This is a genomic window from Nocardioides sp. NPDC057767 (assembly GCF_042798275.1).
In the GTDB taxonomy this organism is placed as follows: domain Bacteria; phylum Actinomycetota; class Actinomycetes; order Propionibacteriales; family Nocardioidaceae; genus Nocardioides.
Window position 1 is genome coordinate 215,267 of sequence record NZ_JBHVKJ010000001.1, and the last position, 21,712, is coordinate 236,978.

Annotated in this window: 24 protein-coding genes; 10 read left to right on the forward strand and 14 right to left on the reverse strand. The window is 67.1% G+C overall.

Translation table 11 applies throughout. From position 1 onward, the window contains the following. Positions 1-50: 50 nt before the first annotated feature. The 6 genes from ACFVDI_RS00985 to ACFVDI_RS01010 are packed head-to-tail and all read right to left on the reverse strand — an operon-like array spanning position 51 to position 2,647. Entirely contained in the window at positions 51-635 is a 585-nt protein-coding gene (locus ACFVDI_RS00985; RefSeq protein ID WP_378899303.1) for a hypothetical protein, read from the reverse strand. Then, positions 632-1,231, reverse strand: a complete 600-nt coding sequence (locus ACFVDI_RS00990; RefSeq protein WP_378899304.1) for a DUF6286 domain-containing protein — start codon at positions 1,229-1,231, stop codon at positions 632-634. Before ACFVDI_RS00990 ends, ACFVDI_RS00985 begins: the two co-directional genes overlap by 4 nt. Then, the gene (locus ACFVDI_RS00995) at positions 1,228-1,602 is read right to left on the reverse strand and encodes an Asp23/Gls24 family envelope stress response protein (protein WP_378899306.1); all 375 of its coding nucleotides are present in this window, start codon (positions 1,600-1,602) and stop codon (positions 1,228-1,230) included. The genes ACFVDI_RS00990 and ACFVDI_RS00995 overlap by 4 nt, the downstream gene beginning before the upstream one ends. A 25-nt stretch (positions 1,603-1,627) precedes the next feature. After that, positions 1,628-1,804 (reverse strand): hypothetical protein, encoded by a 177-nt coding sequence (locus tag ACFVDI_RS01000; protein ID WP_008357942.1) that lies wholly within the window; start codon positions 1,802-1,804, stop codon positions 1,628-1,630. 22 nt (positions 1,805-1,826) lie between these two features. Next, entirely contained in the window at positions 1,827-2,165 is a 339-nt protein-coding gene (locus ACFVDI_RS01005; RefSeq protein WP_378899308.1) for a hypothetical protein, read from the reverse strand. A gap of 2 nt (positions 2,166-2,167) precedes the next feature. After that, positions 2,168-2,647 (reverse strand): Asp23/Gls24 family envelope stress response protein, encoded by a 480-nt coding sequence (locus ACFVDI_RS01010; RefSeq protein ID WP_378899310.1) that lies wholly within the window; start codon positions 2,645-2,647, stop codon positions 2,168-2,170. A 176-nt stretch (positions 2,648-2,823) separates the two neighbouring features. Here ACFVDI_RS01010 and ACFVDI_RS01015 point away from each other — a divergent pair, with 176 nt between their 5' ends. The 3 genes from ACFVDI_RS01015 to ACFVDI_RS01025 all read left to right on the forward strand — a co-directional run bounded on the left by ACFVDI_RS01015 (position 2,824) and on the right by ACFVDI_RS01025 (position 4,953). Beyond that, entirely contained in the window at positions 2,824-3,393 is a 570-nt protein-coding gene (locus ACFVDI_RS01015) for an RNA polymerase sigma factor (RefSeq protein WP_378899312.1), read from the forward strand. Next, positions 3,384-3,857: a hypothetical protein gene (locus tag ACFVDI_RS01020; RefSeq protein ID WP_378899314.1), complete on the forward strand. Its 474-nt coding sequence runs from the start codon at positions 3,384-3,386 to the stop codon at positions 3,855-3,857. The genes ACFVDI_RS01015 and ACFVDI_RS01020 overlap by 10 nt, the downstream gene beginning before the upstream one ends. A 97-nt stretch (positions 3,858-3,954) precedes the next feature. Beyond that, the gene (locus tag ACFVDI_RS01025; protein WP_378899316.1) at positions 3,955-4,953 is read left to right on the forward strand and encodes a trypsin-like peptidase domain-containing protein; all 999 of its coding nucleotides are present in this window, start codon (positions 3,955-3,957) and stop codon (positions 4,951-4,953) included. Positions 4,954-4,978: 25 nt separating this feature from the next. Here the strand turns inward: ACFVDI_RS01025 and ACFVDI_RS01030 are convergent, their stop codons facing one another. Continuing rightward, complete coding sequence (locus tag ACFVDI_RS01030) at positions 4,979-5,230, reverse strand: hypothetical protein (RefSeq protein WP_378899318.1); 252 nt, start codon at positions 5,228-5,230, stop codon at positions 4,979-4,981. Positions 5,231-5,864: 634 nt separating this feature from the next. Between ACFVDI_RS01030 and ACFVDI_RS01035 the strand changes: the two genes are divergently transcribed. Next, positions 5,865-7,130 (forward strand): hypothetical protein, encoded by a 1,266-nt coding sequence (locus tag ACFVDI_RS01035; protein ID WP_378899319.1) that lies wholly within the window; start codon positions 5,865-5,867, stop codon positions 7,128-7,130. A 78-nt stretch (positions 7,131-7,208) separates the two neighbouring features. On the opposite strand, the gene ACFVDI_RS01040 is transcribed toward ACFVDI_RS01035, so the two are convergent. Both ACFVDI_RS01040 and ACFVDI_RS01045 read right to left on the reverse strand, forming a co-directional pair. Beyond that, the gene (locus ACFVDI_RS01040) at positions 7,209-8,678 is read right to left on the reverse strand and encodes a peptide MFS transporter (RefSeq protein ID WP_378899321.1); all 1,470 of its coding nucleotides are present in this window, start codon (positions 8,676-8,678) and stop codon (positions 7,209-7,211) included. 82 nt (positions 8,679-8,760) lie between these two features. Beyond that, positions 8,761-9,141 (reverse strand): winged helix-turn-helix transcriptional regulator, encoded by a 381-nt coding sequence (locus ACFVDI_RS01045; protein WP_378899323.1) that lies wholly within the window; start codon positions 9,139-9,141, stop codon positions 8,761-8,763. Positions 9,142-9,228: 87 nt separating this feature from the next. Here ACFVDI_RS01045 and ACFVDI_RS01050 point away from each other — a divergent pair, with 87 nt between their 5' ends. Further along, positions 9,229-10,113 (forward strand): NAD(P)-dependent oxidoreductase, encoded by an 885-nt coding sequence (locus ACFVDI_RS01050; protein WP_378899325.1) that lies wholly within the window; start codon positions 9,229-9,231, stop codon positions 10,111-10,113. Between the two features lie 130 nt (positions 10,114-10,243). On the opposite strand, the gene ACFVDI_RS01055 is transcribed toward ACFVDI_RS01050, so the two are convergent. The 5 genes from ACFVDI_RS01055 to ACFVDI_RS01075 all read right to left on the reverse strand — a co-directional run bounded on the left by ACFVDI_RS01055 (position 10,244) and on the right by ACFVDI_RS01075 (position 13,415). Continuing rightward, complete coding sequence (locus tag ACFVDI_RS01055; RefSeq protein ID WP_378899327.1) at positions 10,244-11,017, reverse strand: nucleotidyl transferase AbiEii/AbiGii toxin family protein; 774 nt, start codon at positions 11,015-11,017, stop codon at positions 10,244-10,246. Then, positions 11,010-11,669, reverse strand: coding sequence for a hypothetical protein (locus ACFVDI_RS01060; RefSeq protein WP_378899329.1), 660 nt, complete (start codon positions 11,667-11,669; stop codon positions 11,010-11,012). Before ACFVDI_RS01060 ends, ACFVDI_RS01055 begins: the two co-directional genes overlap by 8 nt. Before the next feature lie 137 nt (positions 11,670-11,806). Then, a complete protein-coding gene (locus tag ACFVDI_RS01065; RefSeq protein ID WP_378899331.1) occupies positions 11,807-12,667 on the reverse strand; it encodes an alpha/beta fold hydrolase in 861 nt (286 codons plus the stop codon). 58 nt (positions 12,668-12,725) lie between these two features. After that, positions 12,726-13,103, reverse strand: coding sequence for a hypothetical protein (locus tag ACFVDI_RS01070; RefSeq protein WP_378899333.1), 378 nt, complete (start codon positions 13,101-13,103; stop codon positions 12,726-12,728). Between the two features lie 81 nt (positions 13,104-13,184). Further along, the gene (locus tag ACFVDI_RS01075; protein WP_378899335.1) at positions 13,185-13,415 is read right to left on the reverse strand and encodes a hypothetical protein; all 231 of its coding nucleotides are present in this window, start codon (positions 13,413-13,415) and stop codon (positions 13,185-13,187) included. A gap of 1,117 nt (positions 13,416-14,532) precedes the next feature. On the opposite strand from ACFVDI_RS01075, the gene ACFVDI_RS01080 reads away from it, so the two are divergent. Genes ACFVDI_RS01080 through ACFVDI_RS01100 form a run of 5 tightly spaced genes read left to right on the forward strand, consistent with a single transcriptional unit; the run spans position 14,533 to position 21,011 of the window. Next, positions 14,533-15,708 (forward strand): GTPase-associated system all-helical protein GASH, encoded by a 1,176-nt coding sequence (locus tag ACFVDI_RS01080; RefSeq protein WP_378899337.1) that lies wholly within the window; start codon positions 14,533-14,535, stop codon positions 15,706-15,708. Further along, on the forward strand, positions 15,705-16,676 hold the full coding sequence (locus ACFVDI_RS01085) for a hypothetical protein (protein WP_378899339.1): 972 nt from the start codon (positions 15,705-15,707) through the stop codon (positions 16,674-16,676). Before ACFVDI_RS01080 ends, ACFVDI_RS01085 begins: the two co-directional genes overlap by 4 nt. Further along, positions 16,673-17,506 (forward strand): hypothetical protein, encoded by an 834-nt coding sequence (locus ACFVDI_RS01090; RefSeq protein ID WP_378899341.1) that lies wholly within the window; start codon positions 16,673-16,675, stop codon positions 17,504-17,506. Before ACFVDI_RS01085 ends, ACFVDI_RS01090 begins: the two co-directional genes overlap by 4 nt. After that, positions 17,503-19,959, forward strand: a complete 2,457-nt coding sequence (locus ACFVDI_RS01095; protein WP_378899344.1) for a hypothetical protein — start codon at positions 17,503-17,505, stop codon at positions 19,957-19,959. The genes ACFVDI_RS01090 and ACFVDI_RS01095 overlap by 4 nt, the downstream gene beginning before the upstream one ends. Continuing rightward, a complete protein-coding gene (locus ACFVDI_RS01100; protein ID WP_378899347.1) occupies positions 19,956-21,011 on the forward strand; it encodes an effector-associated domain EAD1-containing protein in 1,056 nt (351 codons plus the stop codon). Before ACFVDI_RS01095 ends, ACFVDI_RS01100 begins: the two co-directional genes overlap by 4 nt. Positions 21,012-21,712 lie beyond the last annotated feature (701 nt).

Below are 21,712 nucleotides of genomic sequence, written 5' to 3' on the forward strand. Positions count from 1 at the left end.
TGGTGTCGTGATGGATAGTGCGGGGCTCGGGTGACGCTGGGCGCCGCCGGTCAGCGCACACGCATGTGCGACTGCTGTCGTCCCCTGCCGCGCCGAGGCTGGTCGATGAGGACCCGGCAGGTGATCGAGTCGTCGGGGAACGCCGCGGCGACGTCCTGAGCGCAGGTCTCGGCAGCATCGGCGACCGGCGCGACCGCGGCGGCGGGGTCGATGCGACCCCGCAGCAGGATCACCGGCCGCGACCGGATGGTGACCACCGTGCCGGTGACCCCGGTCAGCGGCGCCAGGCTCTCGAGCCTGGTGGCGGCCGCATCCGCGATCGAGCGGAGGTCGGCCTGGACACGCCCGGTCTGGTCGCTCGCGTCGAGGCGCAGCGTCGAGGGTCCGCGCCGGCCCAGGTGCGACAGCAACCACACCAGGCCGATCAGGCCGATCAGGATGCCCGCCGCGGCGAACGCCCACGGGAACCAGTCGGACGTCACGATCTCACTCGCCGGACCGGTGGACAGCTCGGCCGGGTAGGTCCGGAGGACCCACTGGTAGTGCCAGTCGACGATCAGCAGACCCAGGGCGATCACGAGCACCGCCACGAGCAGGGTCATCACACGGTCGTACCTGATCACACGGGGAGTCATCGCGGCACCTCCGTGGCCCGGACCTTGATGCGGGTTCCGGTCAGCCGGCCGACCTCGTCGTCGAGGACAGCTCTCACGTGCTCGGTCACGGCGGTAGCCTCCTGGGGGCCGTCGGGGGTGTTGCGCGCGGCGACGACGACGTCCACGACGAGGCGGCGCCGGGTGCTGCGTGAGGAGTCCGCCGACATCACCCCGGGGAGCCGGTCGGCGGTCTCCTGGGCGACGGCCGCGACGGCGCCGGGCTCGAGCCACAGGTCGGCATCGCCCGCGACCCGCAGGTGCGTACGCCGGCCGGGCCGGAGCGCGAGCCAGAGCATCACCAGGCCGACGAGGGCGATCCCTCCGCCGGCCGCCGCCAGACCGGCCGACGGGCCGATCCCGTCGAGGCCGGCGACCAGGTCGGGGACGACCGGAGAGCCGGTTGCCCATCCCTGGCTGACCAGGAGCTCACGGACCGCGAGCACGGCGACCCCGATCAGGACCAGGGCGAGCACGATGGCGGTGGGAACCGCCACCGGTGCTCGGCGCGGCTGGGCACGTGGTGCCGCAGGGCGGGCGACCTGTTCGGCCGATGGTTCGATCGTGTGCGTGCTCATTCCACCCTCCTGCCGGTGTCCTCGGTCGACGGGTCGACCGCGTGCACGGTGACGTCCACGCTGCGGATCTCGATGCCCGAGAGCCGGAAAGCCTCTTGGCGTACGGCGTCCCGGGCTGCCGTGGCGATGCGGGACACGCTGCCTGGCCAGGCCATCGCGACGTCGAGCTTCACCCGGACGGCGCGCCCCTCGGCCGTGATGTCGGCCTTCGGGAACGCCGACCCGGTGACCCGGCCGAGGGCACTGCGATGAGCCACCGTGCCCGGGACCTTCAGAGCAGCGTGCTCGATGATCCGCTGGAGCGCCTTGTTGCGGACGTCCAGAGTGCCACGGTCTTCCGCCGGGTCGGGCGCCTCACTGTCCGCGTCCATGAGGTGCGTCGGACGCACAGGGGTCTCAACCACGGCGTCCTCGCAGCAGGCTGCGGACGTCGAGCTCACCGTCGACGTGACCGCCGATGAGGTAGCCGGCCCCGCCCAGCACGATGGCCAGCAGCAGGCCGACCAGGCCACCGGTGACGATGGCGATCGTGAGCAACAGTCCGGCGACCAGGCCGAGTGTCGAGTTGGTCATGACGTTTGTCTCCTTCTGAAGGTCAGAGCGGGGCCGCAGCCGAGCCGGTGCGGTCGGGCGGGAGGATGTCCTCCACCGTGACGTCCACGGGGCCCGACACGTACGGCCGGACGGCGTCGCGGATGACGTCGGTGGTGGCGAGGACCGGTGCGCCCCAGTGGAGAACCACATGGATCGCGCAGCCGGGCTCGCGCATCCTCACCCCGTTGACCCGGCGCCCGGGGAGGTAGGTGGCCACCTCCCCCGCGACGCCGGCGTGCAGGTCGTGGACGCCGGGCACCGCGAGCACCGCGGCCGCGACGACATCCACGACCTCCGGCTCAGCGCCGTCGTGGCCCTGTGGGTCGGCGTCGGCAGTCACGGTCACTCCACCCGCCGGGCGGCATCCTGGTCGGAGTCACTGGTCTCGTCCTCGAGGTAGACGTCGTGGACGGTGATGTTGACCTCAGTGACCTCGAGGCCGGTCATCCGCTCCACCGATGCCTTCACGTTGCGACGAATCGCAGACGCGAGGTCGGGGATCGAGGTGCCGTACTCGGCGACGATGTCGAGGTCGGCGGCAGCCTGCCGCTCCCCCACCTCCACCGCGACGCCCTGGCCGAGGTTCGTACGCGAACCGGGGATCCGCTCGCGGATCGCCCCTGCCGCACGCGCCGCGCCGCCACCGAGGTCGTGCACGCCGCTGATCTCCCGCGCCGCGATCCCCGCGATCTTCGAGACCACGGTGTCAGAGATCGAGGTGCGCCCGTACTCGGAGGCCAGAGCGCCCGTGTCAGCGCGGTCCACCGACTGGCCGTCGGCGCCGTTGGTCGAGCTCGTGCTTCCGGACTTCGTCTGCGTCATGAGAAGAACCTTCCAGTTCGTGTTCGGTCGTACTGATGCTGGTTAGTCGCGGCGTCGAACCGATATGTCACACGAATATGGGTGTGTTCTAGATCACATCTCTTTGCTTGGGGATGGTAGAACTCTCATATCCGGACACTGCCCTCGTGGGGCAGCAGACGAGGAACTCGGGGGCAATGTCGAAATCGCAGGCGTCGTCTGAGCCATTGGCGACGGATGAGGCGCTGGTGCGTGCAGCCCGCCTGGGCGACCAGGAAGCCTTCAGGGAGATCGTGGACCGTCATGGTCCCGCCATGTACCGGTACGCCCTCCACATGGTCGGCGACTCCAGCGACGCCGCCGAAGCGACCCAGGAGGCGTTCGTGTCGGCGTGGCGGAGCCTGTCCGGCTTCGCGGGGCGCTCCTCCCTGCGTACCTGGTTGATCCGTCTCGTGCACCGTCGCGCGGCCGACCTCCAGCGCAACCGCCGCGCGACGCCCATCGACGACGGCCTGATGTCGCGGCTGACCCCGGCCGCGCCGGACAACCCCCTGCAGTCTGTTCTGGACGCCGAGCTTCTGGAAGCGTTGCAGCTAGCATTGAACGAACTGCCGTGGCATCAAAGGGCGACCTGGCTGTTGCGGGAGGTCGAAGAGATGAGTTACGAGGAGATCTCCATCGCCCTGGCCATGCCGATCGGCGCCGTCCGCGGACACCTGTACCGCGGACGACGCACACTCGCGGAGAGGATGGCCCGATGGCGCTAGATCCCAGCCCGCTCGGGCGCGCCATCCGCGCCGCCCGTGCCGAGGAGCCCCCCGGCTGGGTCGACCTGGCCGAGTCGATCATGGCGCGCGTGCGCCGGGTCGTCGTGCCCTCCGAGCCGATCCTGACCTTCACCGAGCCGGGCGTATCGGCGCGTGACGAGCAGGGGTCCGAGACCTTCGTCTCCGCCCGCGTCGTGAGCGCCGCGCTGCGCCGGCTTCTCCAGGAGCACCCGACCCACGCGCCCGACAACATCGAGCTGCACGTCGACGAGGGCCGCCTGACCGGCATCGAGATCCGCCTCGTCGCCAGGTACGGCATCGAGCTCCACCCGCTCGCCGACACCCTGCGCCCGCAGATCCTCGAGATCGTCACGGAGCTCCTCGGGCCTGCTTCCGGCATCGACCTCTCAGCGATCGAGATCGAGTACGTCGACGTCACCCGCGGGGATCCGAACCGGACCTGAACGGCGTATCAGCGCCCTGCCGCTCGCACTCCTCCAAGTGAGGCTCCGGCCGTCGTCCTGGACGGTCCAGGACCTGGAGCCGACAGGGGGAACGAACATGGACAACGAAGATCTGTTCATGGCGCAGTCGGATGCCGTGCCCGAGGAGCTCACGGCCGTCGCCGAGTCGAAGGCGTCGGTCGAGGAGGTGCTGCTCGGCATGGAGAACGTGGTCGGCGTGGGGGTCGGCCTCAAGATCACCGACGGCGAGCAGACCGAGACGCCGAGCGTCATGGTCCTGGTCAGCCAGAAGATGCCGACCGAGCTGATCGGCGACGCGGACACCGTCCCGGACACGGTGGACGGCAAGCCGACCGATGTCCTCGAGGTGGGGCATCTGTTCGCCGGCGGCAGCCAGCAGCTCATGGAGACCCAGGAGGTCGACGCCCAGACGTTGGCGCTCCGGATCCGTCCGGCCCGACCGGGGTTCAGCGTCGGGCACTACAAGATCACCGCCGGGACGATCGGCGCGGGTGCGTACGACCTGAGGACCTTCCCGGGGATCCCGCCGCGCTACTACATCCTGAGCAACAACCACGTGCTCGCGAACTCCAACGATGCGAGCATCGGCGACCCGATCCTGCAGCCCGGCCCGTTCGACGGCGGAACGGCACCGGCGGACGTGATCGGCCGGCTGGCCCGGTTCGTGCCGATCAGGTTCGACGGGTCCTGCAACTACGTGGACGCCGCGATCGCGGAGGTGCCCTTCCACGTGATCGACCGCGACGTCTACTGGAACGGCTACCCGGCCACCGCCGCCAAGGCCGCCACCGTCGGCATGCTCGTCAAGAAGACCGGCCGCACCACGAACTTCACCACCGGCCGGGTGACCGCCGTCGCGGCGACGGTGAACGTCAACTACGGCGCCGGCAAGGTCGCGAAGTTCTGCAACCAGATCATCACGACCAACATGTCAGCCGGCGGCGACTCCGGCTCGATGGTGCTCGACCTGCAGAACAACCCGGTCGGGCTGCTCTTCGCAGGTTCGAGCGTGGCGACGATCCTGAACCCGATCGCGCTGGTCCAGCTCTCCCTTCAGGTGCGTGTCTGGCCGTGATCGACCCGCGGACCCGGAGATGTCGTCAGTCCTCGGTCCTGAAGGCGTCTCCGGTCTCCACCCGCACCGGAAGGCCCTCGCACTCCTGCGGCAACGACCGCACCGCTGCCGAACCCGGGTCGAGGGCGTAGACCACAACCGCCGGTCCGCCGTCTTCCGCAGCACCGATCGCGACCCCCGCGATGCCCTCGTCGATCCACTTCTCGGCGACCATCAGCGCGCGTCTGGATCGCTCATCGAGGGATGGGATCTCGCCGTACAGGTCGTCGTCACTCATAGCTCCAGGCTACGCCTGGAGCGCGACGGTCGACGTCACTTCTCCGGGTGCACCATCGCATCGACCGCGACGGTCACGGCCAGGATGAGCGCCGTGTCCTCGCCCGGGACGACCTCGACACCGTAGGTGTCGCGGACCCGGAACCACTTCTTGGAGACTTCGGCGATCTTGCGTCCGTCGGCCTCGATGTTCGTACTCGTGGTCGGCGATGCTGCCCTGGACCGTCCAGTCGTCGCCGATGGACACCAGCTTCCGGCGCATCTGGAATGGGTTGGCGCTTCCGCCGTGCCCGAACGCCTCACGTTCCGGGTGAGAGCAATTGCCACGGACACCGCTCGACGTGGTCCCCGAACGGGCCAGGCACAAGAGAGTCGAAAGTCCCGTCCACCCCAATGTTGGGTAGGTGGGGAGAACTCCTGCAACCCGCTGAGACAGCGCCGGGAGACCCTCCTCTCACAGGCCTCGCCGAGGCGGCCCACACGCCGCACTTGCTCCTCGGTTTCAAGAGGTCCTCACGATCCACCCGAGATCGGCCCAGGCCGACCGCGGCAGGCGTCCCTTGCCACTCGCCGGGTCTCGGGTGCCTCAACCCTGCCTGCTCACCACGGGCACGAACCCACGAAGGAACCGACCCATGAACATGCACAGCTCCACCAAGATCGGCCTCGCGGCCGTAGCCGTTGCCGGCGTCGCCACGGTCGTGGCAGCCCCTGGGGCTCAGGCCGCGCAGGACTGCACGACGACCACCGTGACCTCTCAGGTCAAGGTCGCCGACGAGAAGAAGACCACCGAGATCACGCCTGCCGTCACGCACGTGGAGCACACCGACGCGGTGTCCCACGAGGAGTCCCGCTTCTCGAAGGTGGTCGAGGGTGAGAGTCACGAGGCCGTCACCGAGGACCAGTTCCGCAACTCCGTCTACACCCGGACCTACACGCCCGGCACCGACGCGGTGACCGACACCATCGAGCACCCGGCCGAGACCCACACGGTCGAGCACCCGGCCGAGACGCACATCGTCCACCACGAGGCGGTCACCCACGAGGAGACTCGCGTCAGGGACCGTGGCTACGCCTACAAACAGAAGGAGACCGGCAAGGTCCGCTACCTGAACACGCCGGACTGGAACGGCGAGGACGAGCACGGCGACAAGGGCTGGGTCCGCTTCGCCGAGGGCGACCTGACCGAGACCGTCACCGTCGTGGACGTGGAGGCGTGGGACGAGACGGTCGTGGACAAGGAGGCTTGGACCGAGACCGTGGTGGACAAGGAGGCCTGGACCGAGACCATCGTGGTCGAAGAGGCCACTCCTGCCGTCTTCGGCCCGTGGCAGTGGGACCACTTCACCGCCTGGACCACCACCTCGGGCACCCCGGCCGACGAGGACGGTCAGGTCGGCGAGGACAACCCGCTGAACCTGTCCCAGATCGGCGAGCAGTACGAGCAGACCGTGATCACGAAGGAGGCCTACACCGACCCCGACGTCACCCTCTACTTCGTCGAGGACGGCGAGCCGACCACGAACCTGGCCGACGCATCCTGGACCACCGACGAGCCTGAGGGTTGGGACCTGGTCGACACCCGCACGGTGGAGGACAGCCCGGCGTCGGACGTCACCGTGGTGGACTCGCCTGCCTCATCGGTCACGGTCGTCGTGCCGGCCGTCTACGAGACCAGGACCAACACTTCGGAGAAGTGCTCGGCGGTCATCAAGGACGCCAGCACCAAGGCCGTCAGCACCAAGGCCGACTCCGAGGTCCCGACCCGGATCGACGCCGGTCTGGCCGGGAACCTGCCGAGCGCGGGCGGTCCTAACGCAGCGCTTCTCGCCGTCGGCGGGCTGCTCGCCGGCATCGGCGGCATCGGGACCTTCCTCACCCGTCGCCGGAAGAACGCCTGACCGGCCGGCTGGCCGCTGTCCCGGGCGAACGAGCTTTCGTTCGCCCGGGACACCCTTCGGACGCGTACGCCGCAGAGGTCAGTGCACGCCGGCCATCAGCTTGCGGATGGGCTTGTTGCCGACGAGCAGCAGGACGCCGACCACGACGGAGGCGAAGCCGACCCACCAGAAGAAGCCGCTGTCGTTCGAGACGTCGTAGAACTCGGCCAGACGACCGGACATCGCGGTGCCGAGGGCGATGGAGAGGAAGAAGAGCGCCATCATCTGGGTCTGGAACCGAGCCGGGGCGAGCTTGGTGGCCAGCGAGAGACCGACCGGGGAGAGCAGCAGCTCGGCGAGGGTGAAGAGCAGCAGGATGAACGCGAGGCCGATCAGCGGCACCGAGTGAGCACCGCTCGGCATCAGCAGGAACGCCCAGAACGCCAGTCCCATCAGGATCGTGCCGAGACCGAACTTCACCGGCGTCGACGGCTGACGGGAGCCGAGCCTGGTCCACAGGGCGGCGAAGACGCCGGCGAGCAGGATGATGAAGACCGGGTTGATCGAGTTCACCCACGAGACCGGCATCTCCCAGCCGAAGATGTCGCGGTCCAGGCGCTGGTCGGAGTAGACCACCATGACGGTGAACTGCTGCTGGTAGAGCGACCAGAAGACCGCGGAGGCGACGAAGAGCGGGACCATCGCCCACACCCGGCTCCGCTCGATGGCGGTGACGTGGCTGCTCAGCAGGATGACGGCGAAGAGCGCGACCGCGGCGACCGCGCTGATGCCGATCACGATGTTGGCCAGGCGCGGAGCGGTGATCACGCCGGTCAGGCAGAGCACCACGATCAACACCACCGCGGCGACGGCGATCCCGATCCAGCGGCCCCGCTCGGCGGCGGGAAGCGGGTTGGGTACGACGCGGCTGGCGGCGGGCAGCCGGCCCCTGCCCAGCGTGTACTGCACCAGGCCGAGGATCATCCCGACCGCGGCCAGCCCGAAGCCGAAGTGGAAGCCCCACTGCTTCTGCAGCAGACCGGTCAGCAGCGGGCCGACCAGGGCACCCAGGTTGATGCCCAGGTAGAAGAGGGAGAATCCGGCGTCGCGGCGCTCGTCATCGGCGGCGTACAGGGTGCCGACCAGGGAGGACGCGTTGGCCTTCACGCCGCCCGAGCCGAGCGCGATCAGGACCAGCCCGACACCGACGCCGGCGATGCCCGGGATCAGCGCGAGGCCGAGGTGGCCGAGGACGACGAGGCACGCGGAGTAGAAGAGCGTACGCTCCGCGCCGAGCAGGCGGTCGGCGATCCAGGCCGCGATGATGGTCGAGAGGTAGACCGCACCGCCGTACGCGCCGACGATCCCGAGCGCGACCGTCTCGCTGATCCCGAGGCCGCCCTGGGCCGCGGAGTAGTAGAGGTAGATCGCCAGGATGCCCTGCATGCCGTAGAAGCTGAACCGCTCCCACAGCTCGACGCCGAACAGGTTGGCCAGGACGCGTGGCTGGCCCAGGAAAGACCGCTCGCCGGGATCGCCGGCGGTGGTCTGACTGTGCAGTTGAGTCATTACTTCAGGTTCACAAGGCCGCGCTCCCACACCCAAATCACGGACAGTGGATAGCGGACCTATGTGAGTTGATTCACTCGCGCTACGGCCGGGGCAGCAGGCCCGCGTCGCGGTGCTCGACCAGCTCGGTGCGCTCCCGGGCGATGCGGTCCATGCCCCAGCGGCCGAGCGGCCCGAGCGCGGCGTTGAGGCTGCGGCCGTGCTCGGTCAGCGAGTACTCCACCCGCGGCGGCACCTCGGCATACACCTCCCGGTGCACCAGCCCGTCCTGCTCCATCTCGCGCAGGTGCTGGGTCAGCATCTTCTCGCTGACGCCGGGCAGGCCTCGGCGGAGCTCCGCGAAGCGGCGTACGCCGTAGTTGTCGAGCTCCCACAGGATCAGCCCCTTCCACTTGCCGCTGACCACGTCGAGCGCGGCGTCGATGCCGCAGATGTAGGGACCGATCCGGGTCGATCTCGTCACGGGACTCTCCTCACTCACCTTTTGGTAAGTACCCCAGTAAATAGTGGGTACTCCCGCCATCGTACGCAAAGCCCCAGGATTGTCGTCATGAATCAATCTCTCACCCCCGTCACCGTCATCGGCCTCGGCCCCATGGGTCAGGCGATGGTCCACAGCCTGCTCGCCACCGGGCATCCGGTGACCGTATGGAACCGCACCGCTTCGCGAGCCGACGAGGTCGTCGCCGCCGGCGCCCAGCTGGCGGACTCGCCGGCGAAGGCCGTCGCGGCCAGCGACCTGGTCATCCTCAGTCTGACCGACTACCAGGCGATGTACGACGTGCTCGACCCCGCCACGTCCGAGCTGAAGGGACGCACGATCGTCAACCTCAGCTCGGAGTCCCCGGACGGGACGCGTCGGGGAGCGGAGTGGGCCGCCTCGCACGGCGCGCACTTCCTCACCGGCGGCGTGATGGTCCCGGCCCCGATGGTCGGGACGCCCGATGCGTACGTCTACATCAGCGGTCCCGCCGACGTGCTGTCGCCGCACGAGGACGCGCTCGCCCGGATCGGGTCGGTCCGCTACCTGGGTGAGGACCCGGGGCTCGCGCAGCTGATGTACCAGGCCAACCTGGACATCTTCCTCACCTCCCTCTCCTCGCTGCTCCACGCCGTGGCGCTCCTGGAGACGGGCGGCATCAAGCCGTCCGCGGCCATCCCGGAGCTGATGCAGACCCTCGCCGGCATCCCGCCGATGCTCGCCGCCGGCGAGGACCTCGGCGCCCAGCTCGACGCCGGCAAGCACCCCGGCCACCTGAGCACCATCACGATGATGGGCGCCACCGCCGACCACCTCGTCGAGGCCAGCGAGGCCGCCGGCATCGACACCGACCTCCCCCGCGCCGTCCAGGCCCACTACTCCTGGGCCCGCTCCCGCGGGTACGGCGCGGAGAACTGGTCTCGCATCATCGACGCCATCCGGCCGTACGTCTGAGGTGAGCTGTTGCCGGGCGGCCTCCCCGCAGGAGGCTGTCCGGTACAAGCCTGCCGAGAAGTCACGTACGTCGGCCGAGACGTCACACCCGGTCACTCTCCTACCGCGAGTATCCCTCGGCTGGGCGGCCTCAGCCCGTGAGAATACGGAGCGCGGCTTGACCGTCGGTCTGTCGATCTGCAGGAAGGGCTCTCCATGCCCGCGCGTTGTCTGGCATCGCTTTCGCGAGCGCCGCCAGGCGCGCCCGGTCCGACCCGGCGAAGTGTTCACGCTCTGCGTATGGATCTTCGATCACCGACAACAGGAGCGCGGCATCCTGGAGGTGGCGCTCCTTGTCGCGCGGATCGGTCTGGTACGCGGCCGCCTTGAGGATCAGCGCACCGAATGGGGACGGCACGCTTACCGTCGTCGTTCGCCCTGGTGTGATCTGCAGGCGCGCGTTGATGGTTCGCTGCAGTGCTTGAGTCCCGCCTTCGATCGCCATCATGTTCTTGCCGCGCAGCTTCTCAATCACACGAGGTGCGGCATGGTCGGCCACCAGTACGTCGACGACATCCGTTGCGCTGGCGACGAGATCCACCCGCGACTTGCCTCGGACAAAGCGATGGGCAATGGTGCTTCGCTCATCGATCGACGGAGCGAACGCGTACCCGATCGACTCCAACGCGTTCGCCGCTTCGGCAGCGATGCCACGGGTCGTCTCCACATGCAGCACGAGGTCCACGTCGTTCGTCGGCCTTAGGGCGTCGACACCTCGATGAATGGCGTGGAGCTGCGCCATCAGGCCGCCGACCAGCGTCCACTTCTCGTGCGTCAGCACCGCCTCGATCTCAGCAACGTTGGGCCACGGTGCACCCCAACCGCCACCGGGACTCGGCACCTCGATGGTGGCGCGTTCAGACATGGAAGTCCTCCAGCGCGTGCTCGAGCGCGTCAAGGCCGGCCCGCCGTTCGCGTACGTCGAGGGACTCAGCCAGATCCATTGCCGCGAGCAGGATGCCCCGCCCCGACAGGTCACGCACCACGTCGAGGCTCATGGTTGTAGCGCGGAGCGTGACGCGACCGTCCTCGTCCCGAATCAAACCATGTCGCGACACCACGCCAGCGACGTCATCGGCCGAGAGGTAGCCATCGATGTCGTTCGTGTCCGCGAGACCAAGCCTGCCCGCCACATCGACCGGATAAACCAGTTCCGCCAGGAGGTACTTCCCGGCGCTGGAATGAGCACGGTATCGAGTCACAACAGCCCTCTCACGGGCACGCTCGACCAGCTCAACGGCGGAGAGCTCGCGAAGTCGCGCCCTGAGGCGGAGCCGCTGCCGCTCCCCCATCCATTCGACACCCGCCCCAGACAAGGTCGCCACCGCGCCCCATGCCGTGGCCTCCGACCATGCGCGACGCGAGCGACGCCGAACAGTGGCGAACCGTTCAACCGAGGTCTCGTCCACCAGACCACGCGCGACCTGGCGAAGAGCTCCGCTCGCGGCGAGCTGCTGCACCCGCCGCGTGGACACGCCCAGCCGCTCGGCGGCATCGGACACACCCACGAAACTCATGACAGATAGTTTCGCATATGCGAAGCTATCTGTCATCCCTGGCGACGAACACCGACCACCTCGTCGACATCAGCCAAGCAGCCAGCATCCGAGGGGTGCTGTCGCCGGGGTGGCCGCCCGCGAGGAGGACGCCCCAGTCAGGAATGAGCCGTGAGCCAGCCGATCACGTCGGCGGTGATCGCATCGCGGTTGGTCTCGTTGAAGATCTCGTGGCGCGCCTCGGGGTAGAGCGTCACCGTCACATCCTTCAGTCCGGCCTCGCGATAGCGCTGCCCCAGCAGCTCGACCAGGGCGCCACCTCCGGCAAGCGGGTCGGCGTCGCCGGAGACGACGAGAATCGGCAGATCGGGGCGGATCCGACTGATGGCTGCCGGGTCCGCCAGACGCTCGGCGCCGGCGAACAGCTGAGGCACGGCGGTGTCGGGCAGATCGAACCCGGACAACGGGTCCGCGACGTACGCATCGACCTCGGCCTCGTCGCGCGAGAGCCACTCGTACCCGGTCCGGTGCTCGAACCCGGCGTTGAACGCCTCCAGCCCGACCGGCCCCTCGGCGCTCGAGAGCGCACCGGCGAGTACGTCGAGGGCGGTCGAGCCCGACAGCACCACGCCGTCGTATAGATCGGACCGGTCCAAGATCACCGTCTGCGCCGCGAAGGACCCCATCGAGTGCGCGACCAGGAACACCGGGATCCCAGAGAACTCCTCGCGCAGCGAGGCACCCATGGCCGCAACGTCGGCCACCAGCGCCTCGAAGTCGAAGTGACCGAGCTGGTCGGCCGACGCGACGGACCCGCCGTGACCGCGGTGGTCGACCGCCCGCACGACGTACCCAGCCCCGACGAGAGCCCGAGCGAGCCGGTCGTAACGCTGGCCGTGCTCGGCGATGCCGTGGGCGATCTGGACCACGCCCCGCGGCGCCGACAGCTCCGCTCCCCATGTCCGGGTTGCGAGCACGGTGCCGTCGGTCGGCGAGACGAATGTGGCTGTGGTGGGCATCGAGCCTCCTGGTGACGGGGTGCCTATGCTGCCATTCCTAGGTCCGGCGCATACGCGATCAGCGCGATCCCCTCAGGAACACACCGGGCCTGTTCAAAGGGCGCGAGTCGACGTCGTATCGAGCCCACGGACCGCCGACCTGCTCCCTCATCGCGCTCTCGCCCGGCTCGAGGTCCAGGACATTCACGAGCGTCGGATCCGTGTCCACGAGATCGGTGAGGTGTCCCACCCTGTTGCTGTCCAACGTGGCCTTCGACGCCCCGATCAGCTGCCACACCCCGTCATCGGTGTCGCGCGAGACGAAGAGGGCAGGCTCCTCGCCCGTCAGGACCGGTGCCGTCGTGATGATCTTCGTACGACGCAGCCAGTGGCGCAGCCACACCGCGCGACTGTCGAGCCCCATCACGGCATCGACCACCGTCCAGATGTACGCCATGTCCTGATGCTCGAGGGCTGCAGCAGCGGTCAGATGCGGCCCTCCTTGGGGCACGTCATCGAACGGCTCATCGATCAGCGCCTACCCGACGCGACCGTCACGCTCGAGAACAGCCGCATGAAACGTGCCGCCGCCCTCGTCTCCGGCCCCGACACCGATCGAGATCCGCCCCTCATCCGCTCCCGACGTCCACCCGAAGACGTACGAAGCCAGCTCACCGCGCGGGCCGACGAACTCCCCGAACATTCGGCGGTCCGTACCGTGCTCCGTCTGCCGCTCGACGAACCGGCCCTCTTCTACTCTCACCTTCACGACGCAAACCTAGTAATCGCGCGATTGGCCCCCGCCGCAACAACACCGCCGGCACCAGATGAACCCGAGAGGCTTCGATGACAGCGACACGCTCGACCAGCGACGACCTCGAGGTGCTGCAGCAGGCAGCATCACACGCAGGGTTGGACGCAGCGGACGCCCGCTTGTTGAGGAACGGAACCCACGCGGTCTATCTACTGCCGAACGCGAACGTCGTAGCCCGCCTTGGTCGCTCAGGGACCGTTGACAACGCCGCGCGCCAGATCCAGATCGCCTCCTGGCTCTCCACCAACAGAATCAACGCAAACCTCCCGATCGACGGATTGGACCTCCTCACTGTCGCCGGGCGGCCCGTGAGTTGGTGGACCCCGATCCCGACTCACCGCCACGCGACTCCGGCGGAACTGGGCTCCGTGCTCCGCAAGCTCCACGACCTCTCGGTGCCAACCACCATCGACATGCCGAACCTCGACATCGTCGAACATGTCGCCGAGCGCATCGGGTCAGTACGAGCACTCCCCGCCTTCGACCGCAACTGGCTTCATTGCCGACTCGCCAAGCTGGACGCGTACCTGGCAACCACCGAGGTCCTCGAAGCCCGATGTGTCGTGCAAGGCGACGCTTGGCAAGGCAACCTGGTCGTACCCGACGGCGGCTCCACCGATCCTTCTCGACTTCGACCACGTCTCGATCGGACGCCCAGCCTGGGACCTGATCCCACTCGCCGTCGACCACGAAGACTTCGTCCGAATCGGCCACGAGGATGCCGCCGCGCCGCTGTCCATCACTCGCGCCAGGCATCCCCCAGCCCAACGGCACCCGCGCCTGAGTGCATATTCCCATCCCCAACATAGGGGACTTGCCGTACCAGTACAGCCCAAGGTAAACACACCGACGATGTGCTGAACACGTGACTTTCTTGGAGAAACCTGCGCCGAGCGCTGGACAAGAGAGGACCTGTACGCCGCAGACCTCGCTGAGGACGGCTACATCTCGAATCCAACAAGCAACGGGCACGTCCGTTCTTCCATTCAATTGTGTGCCGAGTGTCGGCACGGGTTGCTAACCTTTCGCTTCGGCTTGGCCGGGTTTGAACTGCGTGACACATAGGAGACCGATGGATCTGATTGGTGAGCTTCTCCACCGGAGGCTCCTGACCGAGATCGGTGATGAGGAAGAGCGCCTCAGGATGGTGCGGGACGCCGCCCTCGCGCTCAGCCAGCGGTTCAAGAGTGACCTACGGTCCCTAGTGCCGCATGCCGTTGTTGCGGCCGTCGATGAGGACTGCGGCGCCGATACAGACCCCCTCACACAGGCGTACGGCGAACTGACGGCGCAGTGGGAGACTGTCCGCAACGCGTTCGACGGGCCGCCGCTTTCGCTGATTCGTGCCATCACGCTTGAGGCGGTCGCAGCAGTGGCCGAGGACGACTCGAGGGTTCTCGCCGCCGCCTGGTACTCGCTGCGCACCGCGCTAGAGGAGCTCCCTGCGGGCAGTTGGGCTGAGCCGCTGGGCGACCTGGCAAAGAGATGGGACGACGCCATATGGGAAAGCGTCGAGGCGTCTTGGTCTCCGGTGTCGGTGTCGTCGAAAGTGACGATGCCGCCGGTGTCGAAGTTCGACAACGATCGCATTACCGCGTCCACGGCGGCGACTGCGCGCAAGGAAGCGGCCACCTTCGTGGCGTCGGGCAACTGGCAGAACTTCGCACAGACCATGATGACGGGCTATCCAGATCACGTTGAGGCGCTCGTGAGCGCGTCTGAGGTTGCTGCCGCAGAGGCGCTCCGTCAGTCGAACGAAGACCTTCGGACGTTCGCTGGCGAGCTGGGCAAGAAGCTGCGCGACATTCTTGCGGCACAGGAGGACGCCATCGAATCGACGCGCCTGCGCGGCGAACTGCTGTGGTGGCAGCGCACGGCGTTCAGCCCGACGCGTCGGGTCGGATACTCCGACCTCGAACCGGCCGAGGTTCCCGTCGTTGCGGCGTACGACCTGCACCTGTTGATGCCCGAGGTAGCGCCGCTGGCGGCCGAGCACCTGCTGTCCGGTGTGGTTGCAAGGGCCAGCGGTAACGCGAAGGTCTCCATCGACGATCTGTCCGGAGCTGCCGACAACCTCCCCGCTGGTAACGGGCACACTCCGACACTTGTTCTTGACGCCGCCCAGTCCGATGCGAAGACCCAACTGCTTGCACGCGGTGAGGACGTGGAGGCCGGCCGTGCCGCGGTGCTGCTGTTCCGGGATCTTCAGGCTCGACGTCTCAGCGGAACCGGTGACGACGAATCATGACAGCCACGGCGGGCGGCGGCGCCGCCTGCAGCCGCGGGAACTGTTACGCCCCGGACACAGGCTGCATCCTGGGCAACGTCGAAGACTGCGAACACTTCGCGGCCCCGGTGCCCGATGCCGCCACGGTGCCTGAGCAGGAGGTCACGCAGGGCCAGCGACTCCCGTGGTCCGGTCTCGCGCTCGGCCTGACCGACGTGTTCCCAATTGCCGCACTGGGTCGCCCGCACATGGTCGGTGTCGTGGGCGCCGCCGGTTCAGGCAAAACCACCCTGCTGGCTGCTCATTGGATTGCTGCCCGACGCGGACTAGGCACGTACAGTCGGTCCTTCGCCGGGTCGTACAGCTTGATGGGTTGGCACCAGATTGCACGGCACCTGCAGTGGCAGCCGTTTGGCTCCGGGTTCCCACCACACACCTCGTCATCAGACAACCGCTCCCCTTCGCTCCTGCACGTCGCGTACTCGAACCCCAACGATCCGGCTGACGGCGCCCGGCGGCGCCACGTTCTGCTCACTGACGCACCGGGCGAGTGGTTCTCCCGTTGGGCCGAAGAACCCGCCCTTGCCGAAGGCGCACAGTGGGTGGCCGACCACGCCGATTCGTTCCTGCTTCTAGCCGACGGCGACGCACTCCGCGGCGCGGAGCGCGGTCAGGCGCGCGTGGACTACCAGTCACTTGCCATTCGTCTTCAGACGGCTGCGGCCGGACGCCCGGTCATTCCGGTTCTCGCGAAGGCCGACGTCGGCGTCCCCGAAAACATCCTGGAAGCGATCAATAGGGTCAATCGGAGGTACTTCGAGGCAGAAGCCCTCCAGGTCTCCGCCCACGAACCAAAGACCTTTGCATCCATAGTCAAGCCGATTGATCTGGCCATCGAAGCTGCGTTCCGCGCCCGCTACGCCAGCACCGGCGACCCAGGAACGTGGATGCGTCAGATGGCAGTTCAACTGCACGGAGGACGTCGATGAACACAAGCGATCAGGTTCTCGTGCTCGGCGGCCCGGACTCCGGCAAGTCCACCTACCTGCTCCAGCTTTACGGTCGCGTGTTCGATGGCGACGGCCGGGTGCAGCTCCGTGGAGCGGTCGATTCGATGGTCGCCATCAAGGACGGGCTTGCCCGTCTCGCCACCGGCCGCCCCGCCGGCCACACGGCGAACGGAACCGAGACCAGCCTTACTCTCCCTCTCATCGACAACGACACGGGCCGCGAGTGGGACATCACCATTCCCGACTACGCAGGTGAAGATCTGCGTCGAGTCGGCGACGCCTTGCGCCTGCCAGACCGGTGGCGCAATCTAGCGGCGACCAGCGACCACTGGGTCGTCATGGTTCGCCTCTCCCTATACCCCGACATGCCTGACTTGGTGAGCCGCCCCGTCGGCGAACTCGCCAGCGCCTCACCCGAAAGTCCCGTAGGTGCTGATGTTCAGAAACTGCCCATCGACATGCTTCTTGTCGACCTGCTGCAGCTTCTCCAGCACGGGCGTGCCCAGCTCGAAATCACTAACGCCCTTCGCGTAACGGTCGTACTGTCGTGCTGGGACGAACTCAGCCGCCCCGACGACACCCTGCCTTCGCAGGTGGTACGCCAACAACTGGCGCTCCTCGACTCGTACTGCACGACGACGTTCGGCCCTCGTTACCGTGTTCTTGGTCTCTCCGCGCAGGGCCGACCGCTCACCGACGCCGACCCCGCCGTCGAGTTCATCGACGAGGGACCGGGCGCAATGGGTTGGCTCGTGCGCGAGGACGGGGCACGCGACCCTGACCTGACCAAGCTGATTGCGGTTGAATGACCCAGTTTCCTCTCGCGCGCTTCGGTAACAAGTCTGGCGCACACGACGTCCTCGGACACAGCGGCGTCGATAACACAATCCTGACCGCCATCGTGTGGCGAACAGACGCCCCGGCTCTCAGTGAGGGCCTCGGTCTCGAACCGTTCGTCTCCGCCTACCGAATGGGCAACTCGTTCATCGTCACATCTACCGCCGCCGATCTCACCGCGGACCGTGCCGGCATGGTGGTCACTACCGCAGCCGTTGTTCCGATCGCGGCAGCTGAAACGCTGGACCTTCAGGCTCTGTGGAACACCCTCAGCGAACCCATCCCGATCGACAGTCCCCTCGACGCGACCGGCTTCGTCCTCGACACGGCCGAACAAGGCACGCACACTCACCCGGCCGGCGCGAAGGCCGCAGCGTCCGCGCTCATAGCGAAGGGGCGAGTCATCTGGGCCGGCGCCGGGTTTGAGGACGCGGTCACATGCATGTGGGCGCACCTACGCCCCCGGGACCGGACGCGACTGGTTGTCGGCGCAGCCGCACACCCCGATCGCATCTCCTTGCCGGCCGAACGAGCGTCCATGCAGTTCATCAAGACCGATGTGAGTGCCCTCCCCCGCTGGGTGGACTGGCCGACCGCGTCGGACGAATCCGCCGAAGTCCCTGACCCGGTCCGGGACGCCATATTCGGCGACGACGCTGGCAACGCCGAACGGTTCGCCTACCGGCTCGGTATCGGCCACGTTGAGTTCGCCACCTGGCGCCACCTCGCAACCGCCGCGAATCTGTTCGACCGCCTACCGACGTTGGATCACGAGGGCGCTCGAGGCCTGCTGCAGCTCCTAGGTCTTATCCAACCGGACCCCGAATGCGGCACCGAAGTGAAGGACGCGGGTCTGGAGCACCTCTCGAATCTGACCGTGACTGCGTCATTCGTCGACGTTCGAGGACTGCGCGGGCTGCCGTGGCAGGCCTACGGAAGAGGCGTGCGTCGTCGGCTGTTGGACACCTGGGCAACTGCAACAGTACCTGATCGCACACGCACCAGCGAGGTGGTCGCGGCGGCGACGTCGCTGCAGTCCGAAGCGAGCGACACGTTCCTAGTCGAGCTGGGCACGGCAGTCTCAGCAGCGATCCAAGACCGTCACATGGAGCGTCTCGTAGGCGCAGCCCTGACGGCGGCTGACGGTGCGAGTGCGTTGACCTGGTTCGTCAACGTCCGTACCGCCCGGGCCATCGACGACGCCATCTCTTCGAACGTCGCCTCCGGCGCTCCGGTACCGGCCTGGTTGCGAACCTCCGCCCAGGAACTGGTGCTCCCGATCGCGCACGCGTTGTCGGTGCCTGTTACGGACCCGATCGCTGGATGGAAGGACCATCTCGCGCTCCGGTCACGCAGGGACTCCGCGGAGGACATCCTCGCCGCTCGGACCGGTGAAGCTGGCGTTGTTGCCGCTGCGGTCGCACTCGGTGACAGCAAGCTCCTCGACCGCGCCGCCCACCTCGCCGTCGCTGACCCGTCCCTGCTCGGCGATGGCGACATCGACGACGCCAGCTTCCGCATGTTGTGGTTCGCAGCCACCAGGGCCGGAGGCGACCCGTGGACATCGGTCCGCCCCGCTAACGCGGTTGTACCGCTCCTCGACCTCCTCGTCGCTGGAGACGATGTCGAGCCGAAGGTGCTCGAATCACTGTCACGGACGACGTCCGCAGACATCGCCACCTACCCGAGCCGCGCGTTGGTCTGGTCCAAGCTTCCGCCGACGGCAGTCATCGGGTTCAAGGAGGCGACCGCACAGACCATCGCAAGGTCATACAAACCCGGTGACACACTCCTCGAGCATCCGTTGGTCGCCGCCGTCCTCTCCTCGACGCTCCTCGCATCGGTGTCCCGGGAATCCGCAACCCAAGCCCTCTCCCTGTTGTCGTCCGTCCCGAACGCCAACGCCAGTCACGCCATCACAGTCATCGAAAACGGCACCTTCACCGCAGCTGAAGAAGCAAGACTCGGCGACCTCGTCCGCACGCGCCGTTGGCGCTACGCGGCCGAACGCATCATCACGCTGAGCGCCGCCCGCTCCGACCTCACCCGAGCCGCGGCAGCCGTAGACAGCATGTTCGGGTTCTTCGACCGGCTCACTAGGTACATGAGCTCCGGAAGCCCGGTCGTCCCCAAGATCACCGAGAACGAACTCCATGACGCACTCACGAACGTCGCCGCCCAGCTGTACAAGCAGGGCCCCTTGACCGCCGCAGTGTGGGAGCGAGCCAGAGGTGACGACGCCGACCTCGTCACCGGCAAGACAGGGCGACTGGCCTGGGGCCGCGCGCTCCAAGACGTCTTGGCCGGGCGAAAGGGAGCACCGTCCCTCGAAAACCTTCTCGCAACCATGCTCGAGGACTATCCAACCAACCAGCAGCTTCTGACCCTGAAGAAGACGATCGAGAACGGAACAACCCAACGATGACCAGCACCGACATCAACGTCCTCGTCGTCACCGCCCTCAAACTCGAGAGGCTCGCGGTCCGCGAGCACCTTGCCGACGTCGAAACCGAAAACGCCTCCGGCCTCGCCGCCGACATCGGCAGCAGCGTGTCCAGCCCCGGGCAACGCATCGCCATCATCGAAACCGGCCCCGGGAACGTCAGTGCGGGAATCCTGACTGCGAAGGCCGAAGAGACGTTTCGCCCCGAGTACATCGTCATGTTTGGCATCGCCGGAGGCGTCAAGGACGTGGCTATCGGCGATGTGGTCGCCTCGAGCAAGGTCTACTGGGTGGAGGGCGGCAAGGCCGCCGACAAGCTCAAGCCCCGACCAGACTTCGCCACGGTCAGCCCTTCAGTGCTACAACTCGCCCGCGCCGTCTCCGCAGACAACGCGTGGATGGGCCGCGCCACGAGCAACGGCGGCACTTGGCCAGGAACAGGACGCGAACCCGACTCCTTCGTCGGCCCTATCGTCGTCGGCGAGAAAGTCGTCATCGATCAACGCGCCGAAGTCGCTCAAATCATCTCACAAACGTTCTCCGACGCCATCGCTGTCGATATGGAGGACTTCGGAGCGCTCCGCGGCGGAGCCGCCAATGAACGCGCCAAAACTATCGCCATCCGAGGCATCTCCGATCTCATGGCGCACAAAGCCGATGCCGACGCCGGGGGGTCCCAACCGCTTGCCGCGGCCAACGGCGCAGCGTTCCTTTTCGATCTCCTTGACCGACTCGCCTCGAGCACGATGGTCGCCGCCGCAGAAGCAGTCGCTCCACCAACCACCAACCGGGTTAACCAGCTCGTGTCCGTGGCAAGGAAACTCTATCCTGGCGGACCAGAGCAGGACGCACTTTGGGAGCGCGCAGGAGGTGACCCGTCCCGCCTAAACCGTGAAGGTGCCGGCGCCACGAGATGGTGGCATGCAATCCAACTCCTAGAAAACGGTGGGGGCGGAAACATTACCGTCGACACCCTTCTTGCTCAGATGCGCTCCGACTACACCAACAACGACGACCTCAACGGCTTGAACTAGTGGCGCCTACCAGCTCCGTGCGACAGGGGAGCATTCTGCGGCGCGGGGTCGGCGCTCTCGCTAAAGTTCTGACACACCTACAATCAAGGTACAGGCACGTGAGGAAAACTCAGCAACAGCGACTGCTAGCGAGGTACGCGCAACACTCAAAGCTACTCGGCTGGATCATGTTGATCTCTGCAGTGTTGATAATCGGCGTGGGGATCTACGTCGGTGGCGCTTGGGGAATCTTCATCAGCGCCGTCGGTGGCTCCGTCATGCCGGCCGCACTCGTAAACGCTTGGCTCGATCCGTTACTTCGCGAGGACGCGGCTCACGATATGAAGGTTCTCCTTGACGTGCGCGCGGACCTCGACGCAACTGGATTCATGGCAGCGTGGCGGTCCACGGCCTTTGATATCCGGAGGTTCATCGGCCGTACAAACAGCATCGACGTCTTACCCTTGAGTCTCCGGGACTGGATGAACCGAGACTATGCGACTCTTTTAGAGATCTGCGCGGCCAGTGCCGTGAAGGTGCGTATCTACTTACCAGCGCCGGATGAGCCCTGGTGTTCGGTACTCGCTCACCGAGACCATCTTGAGTCCAATGCGGTCCACGACCAACTTATCCGCATGCCAGATCAACTGCTTCGGGCTTGGGATGCGAGTCCACCCCACATGGGTTCTCGAATCGAAGTCTTCTTTTTCGACGGCGTTCCC